The organism is Sulfurimonas crateris, from assembly GCF_005217605.1.
Classification (GTDB): Bacteria; Campylobacterota; Campylobacteria; order Campylobacterales; family Sulfurimonadaceae; genus Sulfurimonas; species Sulfurimonas crateris.
On the sequence record NZ_SZPX01000002.1, the window covers coordinates 189142 to 206930 of the forward strand.

A 17789-nucleotide genomic window follows, 5' to 3' on the forward strand; every position below is an offset into this window, starting at 1 on the left:
GGGAGTCTATATGGAGTTGATATTTTATAAAAAAGCAAAAGGTTCTTTTTTACCTGAATCTGGACAATTATCTGTATATTTAAGGGTGGACAATTGGAATGATTTTAGTTATCGCACACTTTATGAAATAATCCTTTTTGATGAAAATGGAAGTAAGTATGACTTAGGATATATAAAGATTGCTAATTTTGGACAAACAATTGAAGAAAGAATTGAACTAGAAGAAAAATTCGATAGATTAGATGATGGATATTTTTCTTTAGGACAAAGTGCAGAATATTACCAGACCATTCAAAGTTTAAATCCAAGATTAAAAGAATTATTATTAGCTGGTTTGAGAGATATTGTTTTTAATGAAGAATTACAAGCAAGAGCTTTGGAAGAAGATGTAACAAAAATATCATTACTAAGAGGTACGAGTTTAGTAACAATTCAAGGGCAGTATAAAAGAATATTAAATGGTGGTGCAGTTCTTACGCCATATGATTTTTCATATAAAACTATACAAACTGGAAACGAAGCTGGTTATGAGTTATCTTTTAATGTAGTACCAGAATCTAATCCACCAACAAATATTCATGTATTGATAGGTCGAAATGGTGTAGGGAAAACGCATTTACTTAATAATATGGTTAAAAGTTTTATAGGTGTTGAAGATGCTAAAGGAGAATTTAAACAAGCAGAGGATGAGTGGGAAGAATCTGGAGATTTTTTTTCACGAGTAGTATCTGTATCATATAGTGCATTTGACCCATTCAATCCATATTCTGAAAATCAATATTCACACTATTCATATATTGGATTAAAAAAAGAAGAATTAGAGACAACAAAAAGTCATGATGAATTAGCAAAAGAATTTTTTGAAAGCATAAGATATTGTTTTGGTGTTGGTAAAAAAGAAAAATGGGTAAATGCTGTAAAAAGCTTAGAATCAGATCCTCTTTTTGCTGAAATTAATATTACTCAATTGATTGATATATCATTAGATGAGCAAAGAACTATAAGATTGTTTAAAAGATTAAGTTCTGGTCATTCTATTGTATTACTTACGATTACAAAACTAGTTGAAAAAATTGAAGAAAAAACATTGGTGTTGCTGGATGAACCTGAAGCACACTTGCATCCTCCACTTTTATCGGCATTTATTCGAGCATTGTCTGATTTGTTAATAAATAAAAATGCAGTAGCAATAATAGCTACACATTCTCCAGTAATTGCACAAGAAGTTCCTAAAAGTTGTGTATGGAAATTAAGTAGATTTGGATATGAAGCAAAGGCTGAACGATTTGAAACTGAAACCTTTGGTGAAACGATTGGAAAATTGACTCGTGAAGTTTTTGGTTTAGAAGTAAATGAATCAGGATTTTATAAATTACTCAGTGAAGATGTAAATACAGGAAAAACTTATGAACAAATTATCCGAAAGTATAATGACCAATTAGGATTTGAAGCAAAATTATTATTAAGAGCATTATTGAATAACAGCAGTAATGATGATGAAGAGGAATTATTTTAATGAGAATAATTCCTAAACCAAATATCTCTCCTGTTAGAGCTTATGTGGCATGTTATTCTAGTTTTGCTAATCCAGTGATACAAAATAATTTTAAATCTATTGCCAGTTTTATTAATACACAATCCATGTTGTATGATACAAATGCCAATAATATGAATTTATATACTTTTCAGCCTCACGTAGTAGTACAAGGAACTATTTCAAAAAACGATATGAAAACATTGTATAAAAATAATATGGTTCAAAATAAAAGAGGGCGAAAAATATACGATAAGCTATTATCTTTAGCACCGCTTAGTAGATGCCCGTATTGTGGAGTTGGTGAAGTTTCAACCTTAGATCATTATTTACCCAAAGCAGAATTTCCGATATTTTCTGTATTACCGCATAATTTAGTAGCTAGTTGCAAAGATTGTAATACTGGTAAATTAGCAAGCTATGCAACTACGCAAAATACACAAACATTACATCCATATTATGATGATTTCACAACTCAACAATGGCTGTATGCTAGAGTGTTGCAAACTTCTCCAGTATCAATAGAATTTTATGTGAACCCTCATGCAACTTGGAACCAAGTAGATAAAGATAGAGTTAAAGAACATTTTGTTAATTACAAATTGTATGGAAGATTTGCTATGCAAGCTGCAAATGTTTTAGCTGATTTAAGGGAAGAATTTATTTTATACAATTCAACTCCTTTGGATATTCAACAAGAACTTCAAAAAAAAGCAAGAAGTTATGAGAGTAGATATAAAAACTCTTGGGAAACTGCTATGTATCAAGCATTATATCAAGACCAATGGTATTACAATGGAGGATATCAATAATGACACAAAACTCAACTAACCAAATTCTCATCTACCAAATCCAAGACGGAAATAACTTTATGTTAAATAGAGAGGGAGTTAAATGAAGCCAGTAAAAAATGATGATTTGTATCTGAACATAAAAAATATCCTCCAGAGTGCTAGAGACAACGCCTACAGACAAGTGAACTTCATAATGGTTGAGGCTTACTGGAACATCGGTCAGCAAATCGTAGAGGAAGAACAAAACGGAAAAGATAGAGCCGAGTATGGTTCATATCTCATCAAAGAACTCTCTACTAAACTAACTAAAGATTTTGGGAAGGGGTTTACCCAGCAAAATCTTAGAAATATGAGACAGTTTTATAACTGTTTTCCAATTCGCTCCACACTGTGTGGCGAATTGAGTTGGAGTCATTATCGACTTATCATGAGGTTAGATAATCCACAAGCACGACTTTGGTACACAGAGGAATCCGCCAAAGCAAGCTGGAGTGTAAGAGCCTTAGAGAGACAAATCGGCACGCATTACTATGAAAGATTGCTCTCAAGCAAAGAAAAACAACCAGTCATAAATGAAGCTAAAGAGAACACAAAAGATTTACAGCTCACTCCAAAAGACATCATCAAAGACCCTTATGTTTTAGAATTTTTAGACCTCAAACAAAATAATGCTTTTTATGAAAGCGACTTAGAATCCGCTCTCATCGAAAAGATACAAGAATTTTTACTAGAACTTGGACGAGGTTTTGCATTTGTAGCCAGACAAAAAAGAATCAAAACAGAGACAAGTGACTTTTACATAGACCTAGTTTTTTATAACTACATGTTGAAATGTTTTGTTATCATAGACCTAAAAAAGGGAAAACTAACCCATCAAGATGTAGGGCAGATGGATATGTATGTGCGAATGTATAACGACTTAGAAAAAGCAGAGAACGACAACCCGACCATCGGTATCATACTCTGTGCAGACAAAGACAATACAGTCGTAAAATACTCCGTCTTAAACGACAATGAAAATCTGTTTGTGTCGAAGTATCAGCTCTATTTGCCGAGTGAAGAAGAGTTGAAGGCGGAGATAGAGAGGGATGTTTTGGAATTCGGGTTGAAGTAAAAGACATTTGATAGTTAAAGGCAATAGTTCTAAAAAAAGGAAATAGCAAAGTTGCTTAAAGAGAGAAAAAATAAATGAAACATAAAATCAAAGAAAAAGCACAAGCAATAGCAAAAAATCCAAACACCAAAAAAGCGCTTGAGTCGATGAAGCCTGAGAAAAATTTTTGGGGTATTGGCGGGGTTATTCTCTTTTTTATCGTTCCTGAGTTTATCGCTTACATCTGGGGAGCGGATATTACAGAGTTTGCAAAAAATCAGCTCTTGGAACCTCAGAACTTTTTCTCTACGCAGTATTACGAACTTTTAGTGATGCTTTTTGAAGATGGTATGAGCTTCTTAAATCTTGCCATTGGCATAGCACTTCTGCTCTGGCTGTTTTTTTAGATGAGAGCGCAAGACCTTGAACACGGTTTTTACGAGTGGGACGGCGACGTTTTGGTGCTAAATATACTCGGCACGCCTATGGCAAAAAAAGATGTCATACTTAAACCAAAGGGCAATCAGCTAAAGGTTAGTGTAAAAGCGCAACCCCAAAACGGACGGGCAACGGACTATATGGTCTCGTTTCTGGCAAAAGAGTTTGGCGTAAGCTCATCCGACATAGAGGTGGTTTACGGGCGTGAGAGCATCCACAAACAGCTTCGCATAAAAGCGCCCAAAAAACTCTCAGGCGGCATAGAGTTTGAGTAGAATTGAAGATATTTTTGTATAATCAGAAAAAAATTATAAATTTAACTAGGAATTGCAATGATGACAAAAGATGATTTTAACGAGGGTTTACTTGGCTTTTTAGACGCTTCGCCGACGCCGTTTCACGCAACGCAGAATATGGCCGGAATGTTTGAGAACGCCGGCTTTGTAAAGCTTAGTGAAGTAGAGAAGTGGTCTCTGAAAAAAGGCGAGAGATATTACGTCACCCGCAACGACTCATCTATCATAGCTTTTACATATCCGGGCTCGAAAGAGTACGTTATAGTCGGTGCTCACACGGATTCGCCAAACCTAAAACTAAAGCCAAATCCTGTTATAAAAGAGCATGGAGTCGTAAAGTTTGGAGTTGAGCCTTACGGCGGAGTTTTGCTAAACACTTGGTTTGACAGAGATCTCTCTTTGGCGGGGAGAGTGAGCTATCTCGATGCAAAAAATATCATAAAAGACGCACTCATAGATGCCCAAAAGCCCATAGCGATCATCCCCTCTCTTGCTATTCATCTCGATCGTGAGGTAAATGAGAAAAAAAGCGTAAATGCCCAAACTGACATAACGCCTATCTTATCTACCTCTGAAGAGTTCAGTTTTGAGCTCTTTTTAAAAGAGCAGTTAAAGTCAAGCGGCGTGGATGACGCAGTGGAGCTTTATGCGAACGAGCTTAGTTTTTATGATACACAAAAAGCCTCGTTTGTGGGTTTAAATAGTGAGTTTATTGCAAGTGCAAGGATAGACAATCTGCTTAGCTGTTACGTCGGGATGCTCTCCATCTGCAGCATCGGCGAAGATAAACCGATGCTCTTTATTGCAAGCGATCATGAAGAGGTTGGGAGCGAGAGCACGTCAGGGGCAGGGGGCTCATTCTTGGAGAGCACGCTAAAACGTATGTTCGGTGATTTTGAGGAGTATACTCAGATGATACGCTCATCTATGCTTATAAGCGCCGATAACGCTCATGCCATTCATCCGAATTTCCCAAGCAAGCACGACTCAAACCACGCTCCGCTTATCAACAAAGGAAGCGTTGTAAAGGTAAATGCAAACCAGCGATATGCATCCAACTCAAAGACGATCTCAAGGTTTATGAACGTCGCATCCTCCATTAACGAGCCGATTCAAAACTTTGTAACAAGAAGCGATATGGGCTGCGGCTCTACCATCGGTCCCATAACAGCTTCAAGACTCGGCATTGAGACTCTGGATGTCGGACTTCCGACATTTGCTATGCACTCCATCAGAGAGCTTTGCGGAAGCGATGATGCATACAGCCTTTATAAAATAATCTTGGGGTTTAACGACTGATGTCAGGCATAACACCCGATGAGCTGAACCTTCTAATAGAACAGACCTACAAGGTTGAGAAGGAGTTTAATGAGCTAAAAGCCTCTTACGCACATTTGCAGGACACAGTTGAAGAGGTTGTCGAGTTTTTGCCAAATGCCATCTGGATATTGGAGAAGGACGGCGGCGTTTTTTTGCAAAACTCTCAGGCAAAATCACTGGGCAAATTATTTGAGCTTTTGGAGCTTAAAAATGATGACTACGAGGTACAGTTTGACTCAAAATCCTACCTTATAAAAAGCTCTTCATACAAAGAGAAACTGCTTCTGAGTGCCACCGATATAACCGAGCAGAAGAGAAAAGAGAACCTCGCAACTATGGGACAGATGGCGGCACATCTCTCTCACGAGATAAGAAACCCTATAGGCTCTATCTCGCTTTTAAGCTCAACTCTTAAAAAGAGGGTTCTTCCCGAAAACGTGGCAATTGTCGAGGAGATCCAAAAGTCGGTATGCAGGATAGAGAGGATCATAAAAGCCACGCTGATGTTTAGCAAAGGCGTTCATGCGAACAAAGCGCCGTTTATGTGGAGCGAGCTTCAAGATGCTCTGAATATGGCTGTGGGATATTATGACTATACAAAAGAGATTACATTTATATTTCCGCAGCAGAAGTTTATACTAAACGCCGACAAAGACCTTCTGGAGATGCTTTTTTCAAACTTTCTGACAAATGCCATCGATGCGATAGAGCTTGATGATAATGATTATGGAAGTGTTGAGATACTCTATGAGAGTGATGACGAATTTCATAAATTTTACATATATGACAGCGGCGTGATGATAGAAAACACAAAAGAGCTTTTTGAAGCGTTTAAGAGCACGAAGGTCAAAGGAAACGGGCTTGGGCTTGTTCTCTCAAGACAGATCGCCGAGGCTCACGGGGGAAGTGTTGAGCTGCTTAGCTCAAAAAGAAAAGGATTTGAGATAAAACTTGCGTTATGACAATTTTTTTTGAATTATAAGATGTTAGAATAAACGAAAAAAAGGGGTAAATGTGAAAAAAGAGTTGATCGAGGTTCCAAGAACTACGCTGGATTTTTTCAAATATGAAGAGGATGGCTTGACATACTATGAGTATGATGCAACAGGTTGTCAGCCGCCTGAGCCTATGGTAAACACAATGGTTGGGCTCTCTCTCTTAAAAAGCAAAAACGACAGACTGGTCGGAATATTTTTTCACGAACCTTTTCCACTGTATGAGAGAATTCCACTCACAATATCACATGAAGCAGCGCAGCTTGAGAGCGGCGATTTTAGAATAACTTTCAAATTGGAAGAATAAGCCTGCATAGTTAAACTTTGTTATCTAAATTTAACTAGAATATCCTTTTTTAAATTAAGGATCTAATATATGAAACAACTTTTATCGCTGGTTAGTTCTATGAAAACCATGGCTGTTCTGATGCTAATATTTGCAGCAGCCATCGGTTACGCTACATTTATAGAGAATGACTACGGAACTATAACGGCAAAAGCCGATATCTACAACGCTCTTTGGTTTGAAGTGTTAATGGCGCTTTTAGCTCTCAATCTAACAATCAATATATTCAAATACAAGATGTTTAGCGTTAAAAAAGCTCCTATTTTTATCTTCCACTTGTCGTTTCTTATTATACTTCTAGGCGCGGCAATAACCCGTTTTATAGGTTTTGAGGGTACTATGCATATTCGTGAGGGCGAGACGGCAAACACGATGATAAGCATGGACACATATTTTCTAGTAAGTGCGAAAGTTGACGATAACAAAGTCGAGACTCAAGAGAGCGTATATCTCTCTAAAAGAGGCAGCAACTCTCTATCTGCATCTCTAAACATAGATGGAAAAGATGTAAGCGTAAATCTATCAGAGTACATCCCTGACGTTGTTGAGAGCTATATCGAGGGTGAAGATGGCGGCTTTGAGATGGTGGATATGATGGTAACGGGCGAGCAGGGGAGCGAGCCTATAAAGCTCCGCAGAGGCGAATATTATGAAAATGAGAGCATAGCAATAGATTTTGATTCAGGCAAAGTCTTTTTAAGACCTACCATTTCACTCTACAGTGAGGGCGGCGAACTCTTTATGAAGCACGATTTCGCACTAAAGTTTATGAAGATGGACGGCAGAGAAGAGGGTGAGATAGCTCCTAGCGATAAGAGTGCTCTTGCATTTAGAACACTTTTTGGCGCTGAGGGGAGCAACTTTGTCGTTAGAAATTTTTACAAACATACAAAGACAAAACTAGTCTCAAATCCAAACGCATCTGCAATGTCACCAGGAATGGATGCTTTAATCTTTGATGTGAATGTCGCAGGCGTATCAGAGTCTGTTACAATTTTCGGTCAGGCGGGAAGAAAGGCTAAAGAGAGCCACAATATAATCAATGGCGTAGATGTTCATATAGGGTACGGTTCAAAGATACTAGAACTCCCTTTTGGAGTAAAACTTTTGGACTTTCAGTTAGACAGATACCCTGGTTCTATGTCTCCTGCATCTTATGCGAGTGAAGTAGAGCTGATAGATGAAGAGCAGAACATACATATGCCTTATAGGATCTATATGAACAATATTTTAGAACACCGCGGGTACAGATTTTTCCAATCTTCATACGATCAAGATGAACAGGGAACAGTTCTATCAGTCAATAACGATCCCGGAACTCTCCCTTCGTATATAGGATACTTTCTTTTGAGTGTGGGTATGTTTTGGTCACTCTTTTCAAGAAATAACAGGTTTGCTCAGCTCTCGCAGAGGGCTAGAAAAGCAAGTGAGCAGAAAGCTCTTGGGGTACTGCTCTCTATCGGTATGCTCTTTAGCGTTGCACCGACATACGCAGAAGATGTGGACCCCCTCATAAAAACGGTACTCTCGTTTGACAAAGAGCACGCTAAGAAGTTTGGTGAGCTTATCGTGCAGGACAGCGCAGGAAGAATGAAACCTCTTGATACTCTCTCACATGAGATATTGGCAAAGATATATAGAGGCTCATCTCTAAAAGTGGGAAATGAGACACTAAATGCAAATCAGGTTATTTTGGGAATGATGTCAAAGCCCGATGCCTATAAAGAGCTTAAAATAATCAGAACAAAAAATGAAGAGATAAACAGGATCATAGGAGCAAAACTTAATGCTACCCATGCATCTTTTACGCAATTTTTTGCCGATCCGCAAAATTTAAGCACCTATAAGCTGGTCGAGTATGTTGATACTGCAGCCAGAAAAGAGCCAAAAACAAGAGACCTGTTTGATAAAGCGGTTCTAGAGGTAGATGAGAGGGTAAATATCTCATTTTCCGTCTATACGGGTGACCTTATAAAAATATGGCCAAAGCCCAATGATCTCAACAATAAATGGTTTCCAAGCATAGAGGCTCTTCAAACTTTCCCGCAAGACCATGCCCTGAAGATCAGAGAGATAGCGTTTGAGTATTTTGTCTCACTTGACAAAGGCGTTGCAACAGGTGATTGGAGTGATGCAAATAGCGCAATAGAGAAAATATCCAAGTATCAGAAGTTTTACGGGGTATCCGTTATGCCTTCAGAGAACAGGATCAAAGCTGAGATGTTGTACAACTATGCAAATATCTTTGAGAGGCTATACCCTCTCTACTTTGTGATCGGTTTCATACTTTTAATAGCAAGTTTTATAAAGATCCTAAAACCTGCACTAAATATCAGAGTGCTTGAAAAGAGTTCTCTGTGGCTTTTAACTGCCCTGTTTGTCGCTCACACGTTCGGACTTGGTCTTAGATGGTATGTTGCGGGGCATGCACCTTGGTCTGATGGATATGAGTCTATGATATACATTAGCTGGGCAACTATTTTAGCGGGTCTCTTCTTCTCTAAACGCTCATCAATGACCATGGCTTCAACTGCAGTACTTACAGGCTTGATTCTCTTTGTGGCGCATCTAAACTGGATGAATCCGCAGGTGACAAACTTGGTACCGGTTCTTAACTCATACTGGCTTAGCATACATGTTGCGGTTATCACTGCTAGTTACGGTTTCTTGGGGCTTGGCGCACTTTTGGGCTTTATAGTGATCCTTCTGTTTATATTTAAGACTAAAAGCAATGAGAAGCATATCTCGTTATCAATTAAAGAGCTAAACTCCATTAATGAGATGGGTCTTATGATAGGTCTTGTGTTGTTAACGGTTGGAAACTTCATAGGCGGTGTCTGGGCAAACGAGAGTTGGGGACGCTACTGGGGCTGGGACCCGAAAGAGACATGGGCGCTTGTGACTATTTTGGTCTATGCGGTCGTTGTTCACCTTAGATTTATCAAGTCTATCTACAGCGAATTTAACTTTAGCGTTATTTCATTGTTGTCATATACATCGGTCATCATGACATACTTCGGAGTAAACTATTACCTTGCGGGAATGCACTCATACGCAAAAGGCGACCCTGTTCCTATTCCTGATTTTGTTCCTGTGACATATACGATCCTCTTTATTGTTATTGCTGTTGCGTTTAGAAACAGAAAGTTGGCGTAAAAGGCTTAGTAGTGGAGTTTTCAGGCTTTAGCAAAAAAACGCTTCCTTTTTTGGAAGCTATCCGCAAAAACAACAACAAAGAGTGGTTTGAGGCGCACAGAAACGAGTATGAGGAGTATATACTAAACCCATCCCGCGCTTTTGTACAGGAGATGGGTGAACATCTCATGGCGTTGGAACCGACAATAGATTTTGAGCCAAAGATAAACAAATCACTCTTTAGAATCTACAGAGATACGCGAAGAATGGGCGCGAACAAGGCACCTTTAAAATCAAGGATCGGCATTATCTTTACACAAGGCAGCGGAAGCAGGCTGCAGAGATCCTCCTTTTATCTTCACTTCTCTTGCGACGAGCTTTTTGTTTCCGCTGGTGTGAGATGGTTTGAAAAACCGATGTTGGATGCTTACAGAGAGTACATAAAAGATGAGAGACGAAGAGTCGAGCTCGATAATCTTTTAGATGCTCTTGAGGCAAAGGGATACAAGACCATCGATAAGGGCTATAAAAAGTATCCGCGCGGCTTTAGCGCTGACATGCCGAGTGCCCACTTGAGCCTTTATAAAGGGATGGCAGTCTATAAGATCCTTGAGCCAAGCCTTATAGAAGAGGGCGAGAAGCTCATAGATACGCTCTATAAAATATATGAAGATATGCTACCATTACAAAAAACAGTTTATGAGATAAGCTTAAGAGCTAAAGAGGATTAGGTTATGAAAAAAGAGGCGATAGTTCTGTTAAATATGGGCGGACCGAATAACCTTGAAGAGGTTGAAGTTTTTTTAACAAATATGTTTAACGACAAGAACATAATTACCGTAAAGAGCTCACTGCTTAGAGCCTTTATAGCAAAGATGATTACTTTTACAAGAACGGAAAAATCTCAAGAGATATACAGACAGATAGGTTCAAAATCTCCGATCGTCGGACATACGAAGGAGTTGGTTGAAAAGCTTCAATCACGCTTCGGCGAAGATGTTGTGGTTGATTTTGCTATGCGTTATACGCCTCCTTTTGCCTCGGAAGTTATAGAGAGACTAAACAGAGAAGATATTGAGAAGATTTACCTGATCCCGCTCTATCCGCAGTTCTCTACGACCACCACAAAGTCCTCTCTAGAGGATTTTGAGGAACAGTACCATCTAAAGGGCGGCGATGCCATTTTGGTTGAGATAAAGCACTTTTTTCAAAATCAAAACTACAACAGAGCAGTGCTTCAAAGAATCACAGAGCGCATAAGTGCGGATGAGTGTCCAAATTTTGATCTTATCTTCTCTGCTCACGGACTACCCGTAAAAGTAATCGAGAGAGGCGATGTTTATGAGCGCCATGTAAACAAGCATGTCGCTATTTTGACAAATATGCTTAAAGAGGCGGGGATGAACTTTAATGCCATCCATCTGGCATACCAGTCAAAAGTTGGACCGATGGAGTGGCTAAAACCATCGCTTGAAGATAAGCTAAAGGAGATAAAGAGCAACGGAGTTCTTATTTTTCCGATTGCCTTTACCATTGATAACTCGGAGACCGACTTTGAGCTTGAGATCGAGTACAGAGAAGTAGCAGAGGAGCTTGGTTTTAAGGATTATAGAGTCTGCGAGTGTCCAAATGATAGTGACTTTTTTGTTGACACTCTCGTTGAGCTATATGAGAAGATGAGATAAAATAAAGAGATGAAAATCGTTATCTTTGATATGGACGGCACTCTGCTGGATTCAAAAAAAGATATTACGGTCTCGGTAAACTACGTAAGAGAGATGCACCACAAGCTGCCTCCTCTCAGCGAGGAGTTTATAGTCGAGGCTATAAATATGGAGGTGCGGAATCTCCCTATGCTTTTTTATGAGACAGAGGTCTATCATCCAAAAGATAGAGATCTATTTGAGGCTCACTACGAGCAGGAGTGCGTAAAAAACGTCTATCTATATGATGGCGTAGAAGAGCTGCTTCAAAAACTCGTAGCAGCAAACGTAAAAATATCGGTCGCCACAAATGCTCCAACGCAGTTTGCACTAAGGATGCTCGAACATCTGAAAGTAAAACCTCTCTTTGATGTCATCATAGGAGCGGACATGGTCTCCGCTTCAAAACCGAGCCCTGAGATGCTTCATCATATCTTGAACCACTATGAGTACGATGCAACAAATCATAAGGCGTGGATGGTAGGAGACAACACAAAAGATATTTTAAGTGCAAATAGCGCAGGCATAGAGTCGATATTTGCGACATGGGGTTTTAGCCCTAAAAGCGACGCTAAACTTATTGTAAAAAAACCTGCCGAGGTATTAGATATAGTTTTATAAAACTTTATGCTAGAATAGTTTTAAACTATTTTAAGGACGCAAAAGTGTTTGATAGTGACTTACTTATTGCATTTGGGTTGATGGCACTGCTTTTTCTTAGACAGATATCGATTATAAAAGAGCCAAACAAGATAAACTATGCGCCTCTAATGCTTGGCATCGGTGCTATAAGCGCCGTTGTCCACTTTATTTTACACCCTGATAGCATAGATATGTTCATGGCTCTCAAAGAGAGCTTCTTTCCCATCTTAGTCTCCCTTATTTTATACATAATAATGAATATTTTTCACCAGACACAGCAAAGAGAGCAGGAGAGGACTCAACACAAATTTACAAAAGCGCTAACTCAACAGCTCTCTGAGCTTAAAGAGTTTACGTCTGAGCTTGAGAAAAAGATGATCTTAAATCAGAACCAAGACAAGCAGATGCAAGAGGAGAACAGAGAGAGATTTAAGCATGATATAAAGGCGCTTGACTCTATACTGATAAACCAGAACAGATTTGTAGAAAAGTTTGAAGAGATGCGCGGCTGGCATGAAGATGTCAAAAGCTCTTTTGAAAATTTCACAGATGTGCAGATACCTTCGCTTGATAATATAGTACATAAACACATAGATATACTAAGGGTCGCCGAGCAGGATCACTTCAATAAGGTAAAGACTACTCTGGCAAAAGCGATGGAGAGCAGAAGCGACATAATAGATGAGATCGAAGAGCTCAAAGAGAATCTTCAGCAGATGAGCAACCTCTCAAAAAGTATTGCCAAATCGATCGTGAAAGAGACCATTGGGGAGCTCTCAAGTATCTCAAAATCTTTTGAAAAAGAGGTGCTCTCTTTAAGGTCACATACCGAAGGTGTAAACACATCTCTTTATGAGAGTGAAAACAGGCTTGGAGGCATAAAAGAGCAAAGCGAGATCATTATGAAGCAGATGATCCTCTCTTCAAACAAGATGCGCGAGCTTAAAGATCAAAACAGCTCTCTGCATGACATATACTCTACGATGAGAGATCTGATGAAAGATATAGAGGTCATTAAGTCGGAGTATGTAAAATCGCAGTCACAGCTTAGTATGATGATAAAAGAGTTCAAAGATATAAAAGAGAGCGAGATAAAGAGCGCAAAAGAGCAGATGGAGTCCATTGGCAATGAACTTGGAGCTAAAATAGAGAGCTCTTTGGAAAAGCTGCACAAAGACTACTCTTTGGCGAATGAAGATATCTCCCAAAGTGTCAAATTTCTCTCTAAGCAGGCTCAGCTAAAAAGCGGCTATACAATGTCAGAGAGCAAAGAGAATAAGTAGCGGATATAAAAAAAGCCCGATATATGGTAAAAAGCTGTTTATAGGTGCAAGAAGAATAAGGCTTAACTCTTGTGAGAGCTCTCTTTTTGTGTATATCTGCTCTATTAGAAGTATCTTGGTAGCAATATCCAGAGTCTTCAAAAAGAGCAGTATCAAGGCGTAGATATTTAGATCGGTAAGCATCGCAAAGCCGATGCTGAAATAGAATGTCGGATGCATTATCAAAAACAGCAATATGCTCTTTGAGTAGTATCTGTGCATCTTGATTATCATGCCCATAATAGTCGGCGCCTTCTGCCAAGTTACTTCAAAAAACTCTAACAAAATAAACAAAAGTAAATAGTTCAAAATCAAATCATCAGTCATCCTTGCATTTTACTATATTAATACTAAAGTACTATTTACTTGCAAAAATCTATATGTTAACATTGTGGGATAATAAAACGGAGGTGTGATATGGCAGCTGGAAAAGTAATAGGTCAGATAGAAGTAACAAAAGGCAGCATTAAAATAGTAGGTGTTGACGGTATCGTTCGCGAGCCTGGATATGAGGGGTTTTTGTATGAGAATGAACAAGTTATAAGTAATGACCCGACTGCTCTGTTTCAGATCAAGTTTTTAGCACTTCCTGAGGCCTCTGCGTATGACGGAGTATTTAGAATCTTGGCAGATGGCTCTGTAATTCACGGCAGAGATGCTATGGACAGCATAGCAAGCGATGAAGATCTCTCAAATATTTTAGAGACAGCTGCCGGAGATAATTTTGATGATCTAGAGACTGCGGCAGGTGAAGAGTCGGCTGAGGGCAGCTCTTCGTTCACTCCTACAAACATCGTTGCCGAATCAAGCGTGCTAGGCTTTAACAGAGGTGCGAACGGTGAGCTTGGATTTGGCATAACTGACTTCGGCGGCGAAAATGTTGTTTATGATCTTGCACAAGAAGAGGGCGAAGCGCCTATAGTCACTCCTCCCGTAATAACATCTCCAAACGTTGTAATATATGATGAAAACGGTACTGAGCCGGTAATTCAGGTTGAAGCAAACGGTGAGAGCAGTGTGAGCTACAGCATAGCAGGGCTTGACAGCGAGCACTTTACAATCGATCCTCAAAGCGGTGTCGTAACTTTTAACGACTCTCCAGACTTTGAAAATCCAAAAGACTTAAGCGGGGACAATGAATATAATGTTTACGTAACAGCTACAGATGAAGCCGGAAACTATACGACACAACTCCTCTCAGTTTCAATCAATAACCTAAATGACAACATTCCTCTTGCAGATGATGGCAGTAATAGTGCAACAGAAGATGTTCCTGTTGATGTTTCTGGTCAAGTTGCAGGAAGCGATGCTGACGGAAACGCAATAGAGTTCGTTTTAGTCAAAGGATTAAACGAAGGTGAGGGTACTTTAATATTTAACTCTGATGGAAGCTATACTTATAATATAGGCGATGCTTTTCAGAGCCTTGACGAGGGTGAAACAAAGGATATTACATTTACGTACAAAACTGTAGAAATAGCAGGCTCTGAGCCATCGGACCAAGGTCCTTTTGAGAGCGCGGAAGCTACAGTTACCATAACTATAACCGGTGCAGAAGATGGTCCTGTAGTAAGCGGTATTTTTACCGGTGCGGTTGCTGAGGATGCTGTTTTAACTGTTTCAGGAACACTTGCAATCACCGACGTAGATACACTTGACAATCCTGTAGACTTTAATAATGTTGCGGCAACTGTAGGAGATAATGGTTTTGGTACCTTTGAACTTACAAACGGCGAATGGACATATACGCTTAATAATGATGCGGTACAGTTCCTTGGAGATGGAGAGAGCAGAGAAGATACTCACACATTTACTGCAACGGATGGTTCTACTCAGGATGTTGTAATAACAATTGCAGGTGCAGAGGATGGACCGACAATTATAGTTACGGCAACGCCAAATGAGATTGTAGAGGATTCTGCTACTCAAGATACTATAGTCGCAAGTTTTGCGGCAGATGATGTGGATAGTGACAACTCCGCGATGACCTATGAAGTAACAGTAGGAACTGATTTAAACGGCTACTATGTTATAGACGGCTCGGATGTCAAGCTTACTGCTGCAGGTGTTGCACATGTAAATAGCGGTGGAGAGTTGCCTGATGTAAGTGTAACTGTATATTCATCAGGTTTGAGTGCGATCGGTTCAGATGCTGCACCTGAAATAACTCCTGCCGCGGATCCGCTTGTTGTCAGTGATGAACTTGGAACAATAGGCGAGCCGCTGTTTGATTTGGCAGATTTTACCTTGGAGGGTGATACAGACTTTATTAATGGAGTATCTACTACCTACAGCTCTAACGGACTTGTGATTACATCCGATACGCCTTTAAATTTTAATCCAGGACATGGGCTTGGTGTTGACACTCTTAGTGATAACACTCAAAGCGAAGCTATGAATATAGACGGAAGATATGATGAAGGACTAAATATTGAGCTTCCTAGCTCGGTATTTGCACTAAATATTGACCTAAAACTTACTAGCGGCGATTTGATAGAGATTAAGCTTTATGATGCAAACGGTAATCAGATAACATCCGGCGTGACATTTGCAAAAGGCAATGAAACTTTATTGAGTGTTGATGCAAATGGCTATATAAACGGCAATGATTTAAAAAATGGTGGTGATACCATCAGGATAATGAGCGATACAAAATTTGCTGAAATATTTATAGCAGATGCAAATGCAGATACTCAAGACGGTTTCTCATTGATAAATATTTACGATCCGATGTCTGTTGCAGGTTATTATACATATGAATATAATATGGATCTTGTTTTACAAGAGATCGATGAGGCTGTTGATAGCGTTACAATTAGTGGGTTTGACGATACGACGACAAAAATTGTATTTACATACGGTGATAGCACTCAAGTGGAATATACATCAGATGCCGACGGAATGATAACCATAGATGACAGTAATCTGTTATCTGATGTCGTAGATGGAGATGTTGTAGTTACAATAGCCGCACAAAATGAGATTATTGAAGGTTTTCAGCCTGCTTTTGATGCAATTACAATTGAAAGTGAGAGTGGTCTACCTGTTTCACACACAATTTTAGGCGGAACTGCAGATGAGATTTTGGCAGGAGAAGATGGCAACGACTATATTGATGGACGTGATGGAAGCGATACTATTTATGGTGGTGCAGGCAATGATGATATTGAATACGACGCCTTGGACGCAGAGATAGACGGTGGAGATGGATTTGATACCGTGATAGGCAGCTCCGAAATTATAAATCTCTCAAATATATCAAATATTGAGGTGATTGAGCTAAACTCAGGAACAAGTGTTGTAGGCAGCAGCGCTGATCTTGGAATAAATGCAGATGATGTCTTAAGTGCCACTGATGGCGGTACCCTTATCATCCAGTCATCTGACGGCAGTGATTTAAATCAAGTCAATGTCGATACAGACTCACTGGCTCTTCAATTGGATAGCGTAAGCATTGACGGTATTAACTATGCAGAGTATACAGGCGGAGGAGCAACACTTCTTATAGAATTGGATGACTCTATAGACGTTATTTAAAAATTTTAATATGGATATATCTCTACTTAAATTTAAGTGCAAGAGATATTCTGTCGGTCACATTCGCTTTTTCAAATATATGGTGGATGTGACCCTTTACTGTTGAGAGTGCGATCTTCTCTCTTTGTGCGATCTCTTTATTGCTTAGACCATCTGCTATCATAAGCGCTATATCCTTCTCTTTTTCAGTTAGCAGCGAGATAAATTCAGGCTCATCTCTCTTTTTGTTTTGTATGTATTTGTTTATTATGAAGTATGTAAGGTCTGCAAAGAGCCAGTTGTTTCCATCTTCTACACTTAAGAGCATCTTTAGCAGGTTATCTTTGTTAATATATGAGTTCTCATAACCTTTTATGCCGCTTCCAAGCAGGGTTGATGCGTGATACACTTCAGGGACCGCATTGAAGATCATAATAATTGCATGCGGATATTTTTTAAACTTAAGCAGGGCTTCTTCAATATTATGGACACTCATCTCATCTAGCATTAGAGCAATTTTCTCGTCGTGCTTTTTAAGGTACTCAAGCAGCTCCTCAAAGTTCTCTATTGACACTGTTTCATAAGAGCCGACTAAAGCGTTTTGCCAATGCTTTTTAATCGATGACATATTTGTAAATAGAATTACTTTTTTCAT

At 39.3% G+C, this 17789-nt stretch carries 16 protein-coding genes; 14 read left to right on the forward strand and 2 right to left on the reverse strand.

Annotated features, from left to right (window positions below):
* The first annotated feature begins 10 nt into the window (after positions 1 to 10).
* From FCU45_RS03615 to FCU45_RS03675, 13 genes are all read left to right on the forward strand, one after another.
* Positions 11 to 1516 carry an AAA family ATPase gene (locus tag FCU45_RS03615; protein WP_137012372.1) on the forward strand — a complete coding sequence of 502 codons (1506 nt, stop codon included), beginning with the start codon at positions 11 to 13 and terminating at the stop codon, positions 1514 to 1516.
* Positions 1516 to 2346 carry an HNH endonuclease gene (locus tag FCU45_RS03620; protein ID WP_137012374.1) on the forward strand — a complete coding sequence of 277 codons (831 nt, stop codon included), beginning with the start codon at positions 1516 to 1518 and terminating at the stop codon, positions 2344 to 2346. The genes FCU45_RS03615 and FCU45_RS03620 overlap by 1 nt, the downstream gene beginning before the upstream one ends.
* An 82-nt stretch (positions 2347 to 2428) precedes the next feature.
* On the forward strand, positions 2429 to 3442 hold the full coding sequence (locus FCU45_RS03625) for a PDDEXK nuclease domain-containing protein (RefSeq protein ID WP_137012376.1): 1014 nt from the start codon (positions 2429 to 2431) through the stop codon (positions 3440 to 3442).
* A gap of 74 nt (positions 3443 to 3516) precedes the next feature.
* Positions 3517 to 3828, forward strand: coding sequence for a hypothetical protein (locus FCU45_RS03630; protein ID WP_137012378.1), 312 nt, complete (start codon positions 3517 to 3519; stop codon positions 3826 to 3828).
* Entirely contained in the window at positions 3829 to 4134 is a 306-nt protein-coding gene (locus FCU45_RS03635) for a DUF167 domain-containing protein (RefSeq protein WP_137012380.1), read from the forward strand.
* Positions 4135 to 4191: 57 nt separating this feature from the next.
* A complete protein-coding gene (locus tag FCU45_RS03640; RefSeq protein ID WP_246032232.1) occupies positions 4192 to 5454 on the forward strand; it encodes a M18 family aminopeptidase in 1263 nt (420 codons plus the stop codon).
* Positions 5454 to 6437 (forward strand): sensor histidine kinase, encoded by a 984-nt coding sequence (locus FCU45_RS03645; RefSeq protein WP_137012382.1) that lies wholly within the window; start codon positions 5454 to 5456, stop codon positions 6435 to 6437. The genes FCU45_RS03640 and FCU45_RS03645 overlap by 1 nt, the downstream gene beginning before the upstream one ends.
* A 52-nt stretch (positions 6438 to 6489) precedes the next feature.
* Positions 6490 to 6777, forward strand: a complete 288-nt coding sequence (locus FCU45_RS03650; RefSeq protein WP_137012384.1) for a sulfurtransferase TusA family protein — start codon at positions 6490 to 6492, stop codon at positions 6775 to 6777.
* Positions 6778 to 6846: 69 nt separating this feature from the next.
* Positions 6847 to 9972: a cytochrome c biogenesis protein CcsA gene (locus FCU45_RS03655; protein ID WP_137012386.1), complete on the forward strand. Its 3126-nt coding sequence runs from the start codon at positions 6847 to 6849 to the stop codon at positions 9970 to 9972.
* Positions 9973 to 9983: 11 nt separating this feature from the next.
* Entirely contained in the window at positions 9984 to 10682 is a 699-nt protein-coding gene (locus FCU45_RS03660; RefSeq protein ID WP_137012388.1) for a DUF2461 domain-containing protein, read from the forward strand.
* Between the two features lie 3 nt (positions 10683 to 10685).
* A complete protein-coding gene (hemH, locus tag FCU45_RS03665; protein ID WP_137012390.1) occupies positions 10686 to 11636 on the forward strand; it encodes a ferrochelatase in 951 nt (316 codons plus the stop codon).
* Positions 11637 to 11645: 9 nt separating this feature from the next.
* Positions 11646 to 12275, forward strand: coding sequence for an HAD family hydrolase (locus FCU45_RS03670; protein WP_137012392.1), 630 nt, complete (start codon positions 11646 to 11648; stop codon positions 12273 to 12275).
* A 44-nt stretch (positions 12276 to 12319) separates the two neighbouring features.
* Positions 12320 to 13579 carry a hypothetical protein gene (locus tag FCU45_RS03675; RefSeq protein WP_137012394.1) on the forward strand — a complete coding sequence of 420 codons (1260 nt, stop codon included), beginning with the start codon at positions 12320 to 12322 and terminating at the stop codon, positions 13577 to 13579.
* Here the strand turns inward: FCU45_RS03675 and FCU45_RS03680 are convergent.
* The gene (locus FCU45_RS03680) at positions 13556 to 13927 is read right to left on the reverse strand and encodes a hypothetical protein (RefSeq protein WP_246032233.1); all 372 of its coding nucleotides are present in this window, start codon (positions 13925 to 13927) and stop codon (positions 13556 to 13558) included. The genes FCU45_RS03675 and FCU45_RS03680 overlap by 24 nt on opposite strands.
* Before the next feature lie 108 nt (positions 13928 to 14035).
* Here FCU45_RS03680 and FCU45_RS03685 point away from each other — a divergent pair, with 108 nt between their 5' ends.
* The gene (locus tag FCU45_RS03685; RefSeq protein WP_137012398.1) at positions 14036 to 17155 is read left to right on the forward strand and encodes a VCBS domain-containing protein; all 3120 of its coding nucleotides are present in this window, start codon (positions 14036 to 14038) and stop codon (positions 17153 to 17155) included.
* Between the two features lie 22 nt (positions 17156 to 17177).
* Here FCU45_RS03685 and FCU45_RS03690 read toward each other — a convergent pair whose 3' ends face one another.
* On the reverse strand, positions 17178 to 17789 hold the full coding sequence (locus tag FCU45_RS03690) for a response regulator transcription factor (RefSeq protein WP_137012400.1): 612 nt from the start codon (positions 17787 to 17789) through the stop codon (positions 17178 to 17180).

Excerpts from the sequence above, each read along its gene's own strand:
- hemH (WP_137012390.1), top strand. The coding sequence starts at position 10,686 with ATGAAAAAAGAGGCGATAGTTCTGTTAAATATGGGCGGACCGAATAAC.
- FCU45_RS03685 (WP_137012398.1), top strand. The coding sequence starts at position 14,036 with ATGGCAGCTGGAAAAGTAATAGGTCAGATAGAAGTAACAAAAGGCAGC.
- FCU45_RS03620 (WP_137012374.1), top strand. The coding sequence starts at position 1,516 with ATGAGAATAATTCCTAAACCAAATATCTCTCCTGTTAGAGCTTATGTG.
- FCU45_RS03625 (WP_137012376.1), top strand. The coding sequence starts at position 2,429 with ATGAAGCCAGTAAAAAATGATGATTTGTATCTGAACATAAAAAATATC.
- FCU45_RS03615 (WP_137012372.1), top strand. The coding sequence starts at position 11 with ATGGAGTTGATATTTTATAAAAAAGCAAAAGGTTCTTTTTTACCTGAA.
- FCU45_RS03670 (WP_137012392.1), top strand. The coding sequence starts at position 11,646 with ATGAAAATCGTTATCTTTGATATGGACGGCACTCTGCTGGATTCAAAA.
- FCU45_RS03630 (WP_137012378.1), top strand. The coding sequence starts at position 3,517 with ATGAAACATAAAATCAAAGAAAAAGCACAAGCAATAGCAAAAAATCCA.
- FCU45_RS03655 (WP_137012386.1), top strand. The coding sequence starts at position 6,847 with ATGAAACAACTTTTATCGCTGGTTAGTTCTATGAAAACCATGGCTGTT.
- FCU45_RS03640 (WP_246032232.1), top strand. The coding sequence starts at position 4,192 with ATGATGACAAAAGATGATTTTAACGAGGGTTTACTTGGCTTTTTAGAC.
- FCU45_RS03645 (WP_137012382.1), top strand. The coding sequence starts at position 5,454 with ATGTCAGGCATAACACCCGATGAGCTGAACCTTCTAATAGAACAGACC.
- FCU45_RS03690 (WP_137012400.1), bottom strand. The coding sequence starts at position 17,789 with ATGAAAAAAGTAATTCTATTTACAAATATGTCATCGATTAAAAAGCAT.
- FCU45_RS03635 (WP_137012380.1), top strand. The coding sequence starts at position 3,829 with ATGAGAGCGCAAGACCTTGAACACGGTTTTTACGAGTGGGACGGCGAC.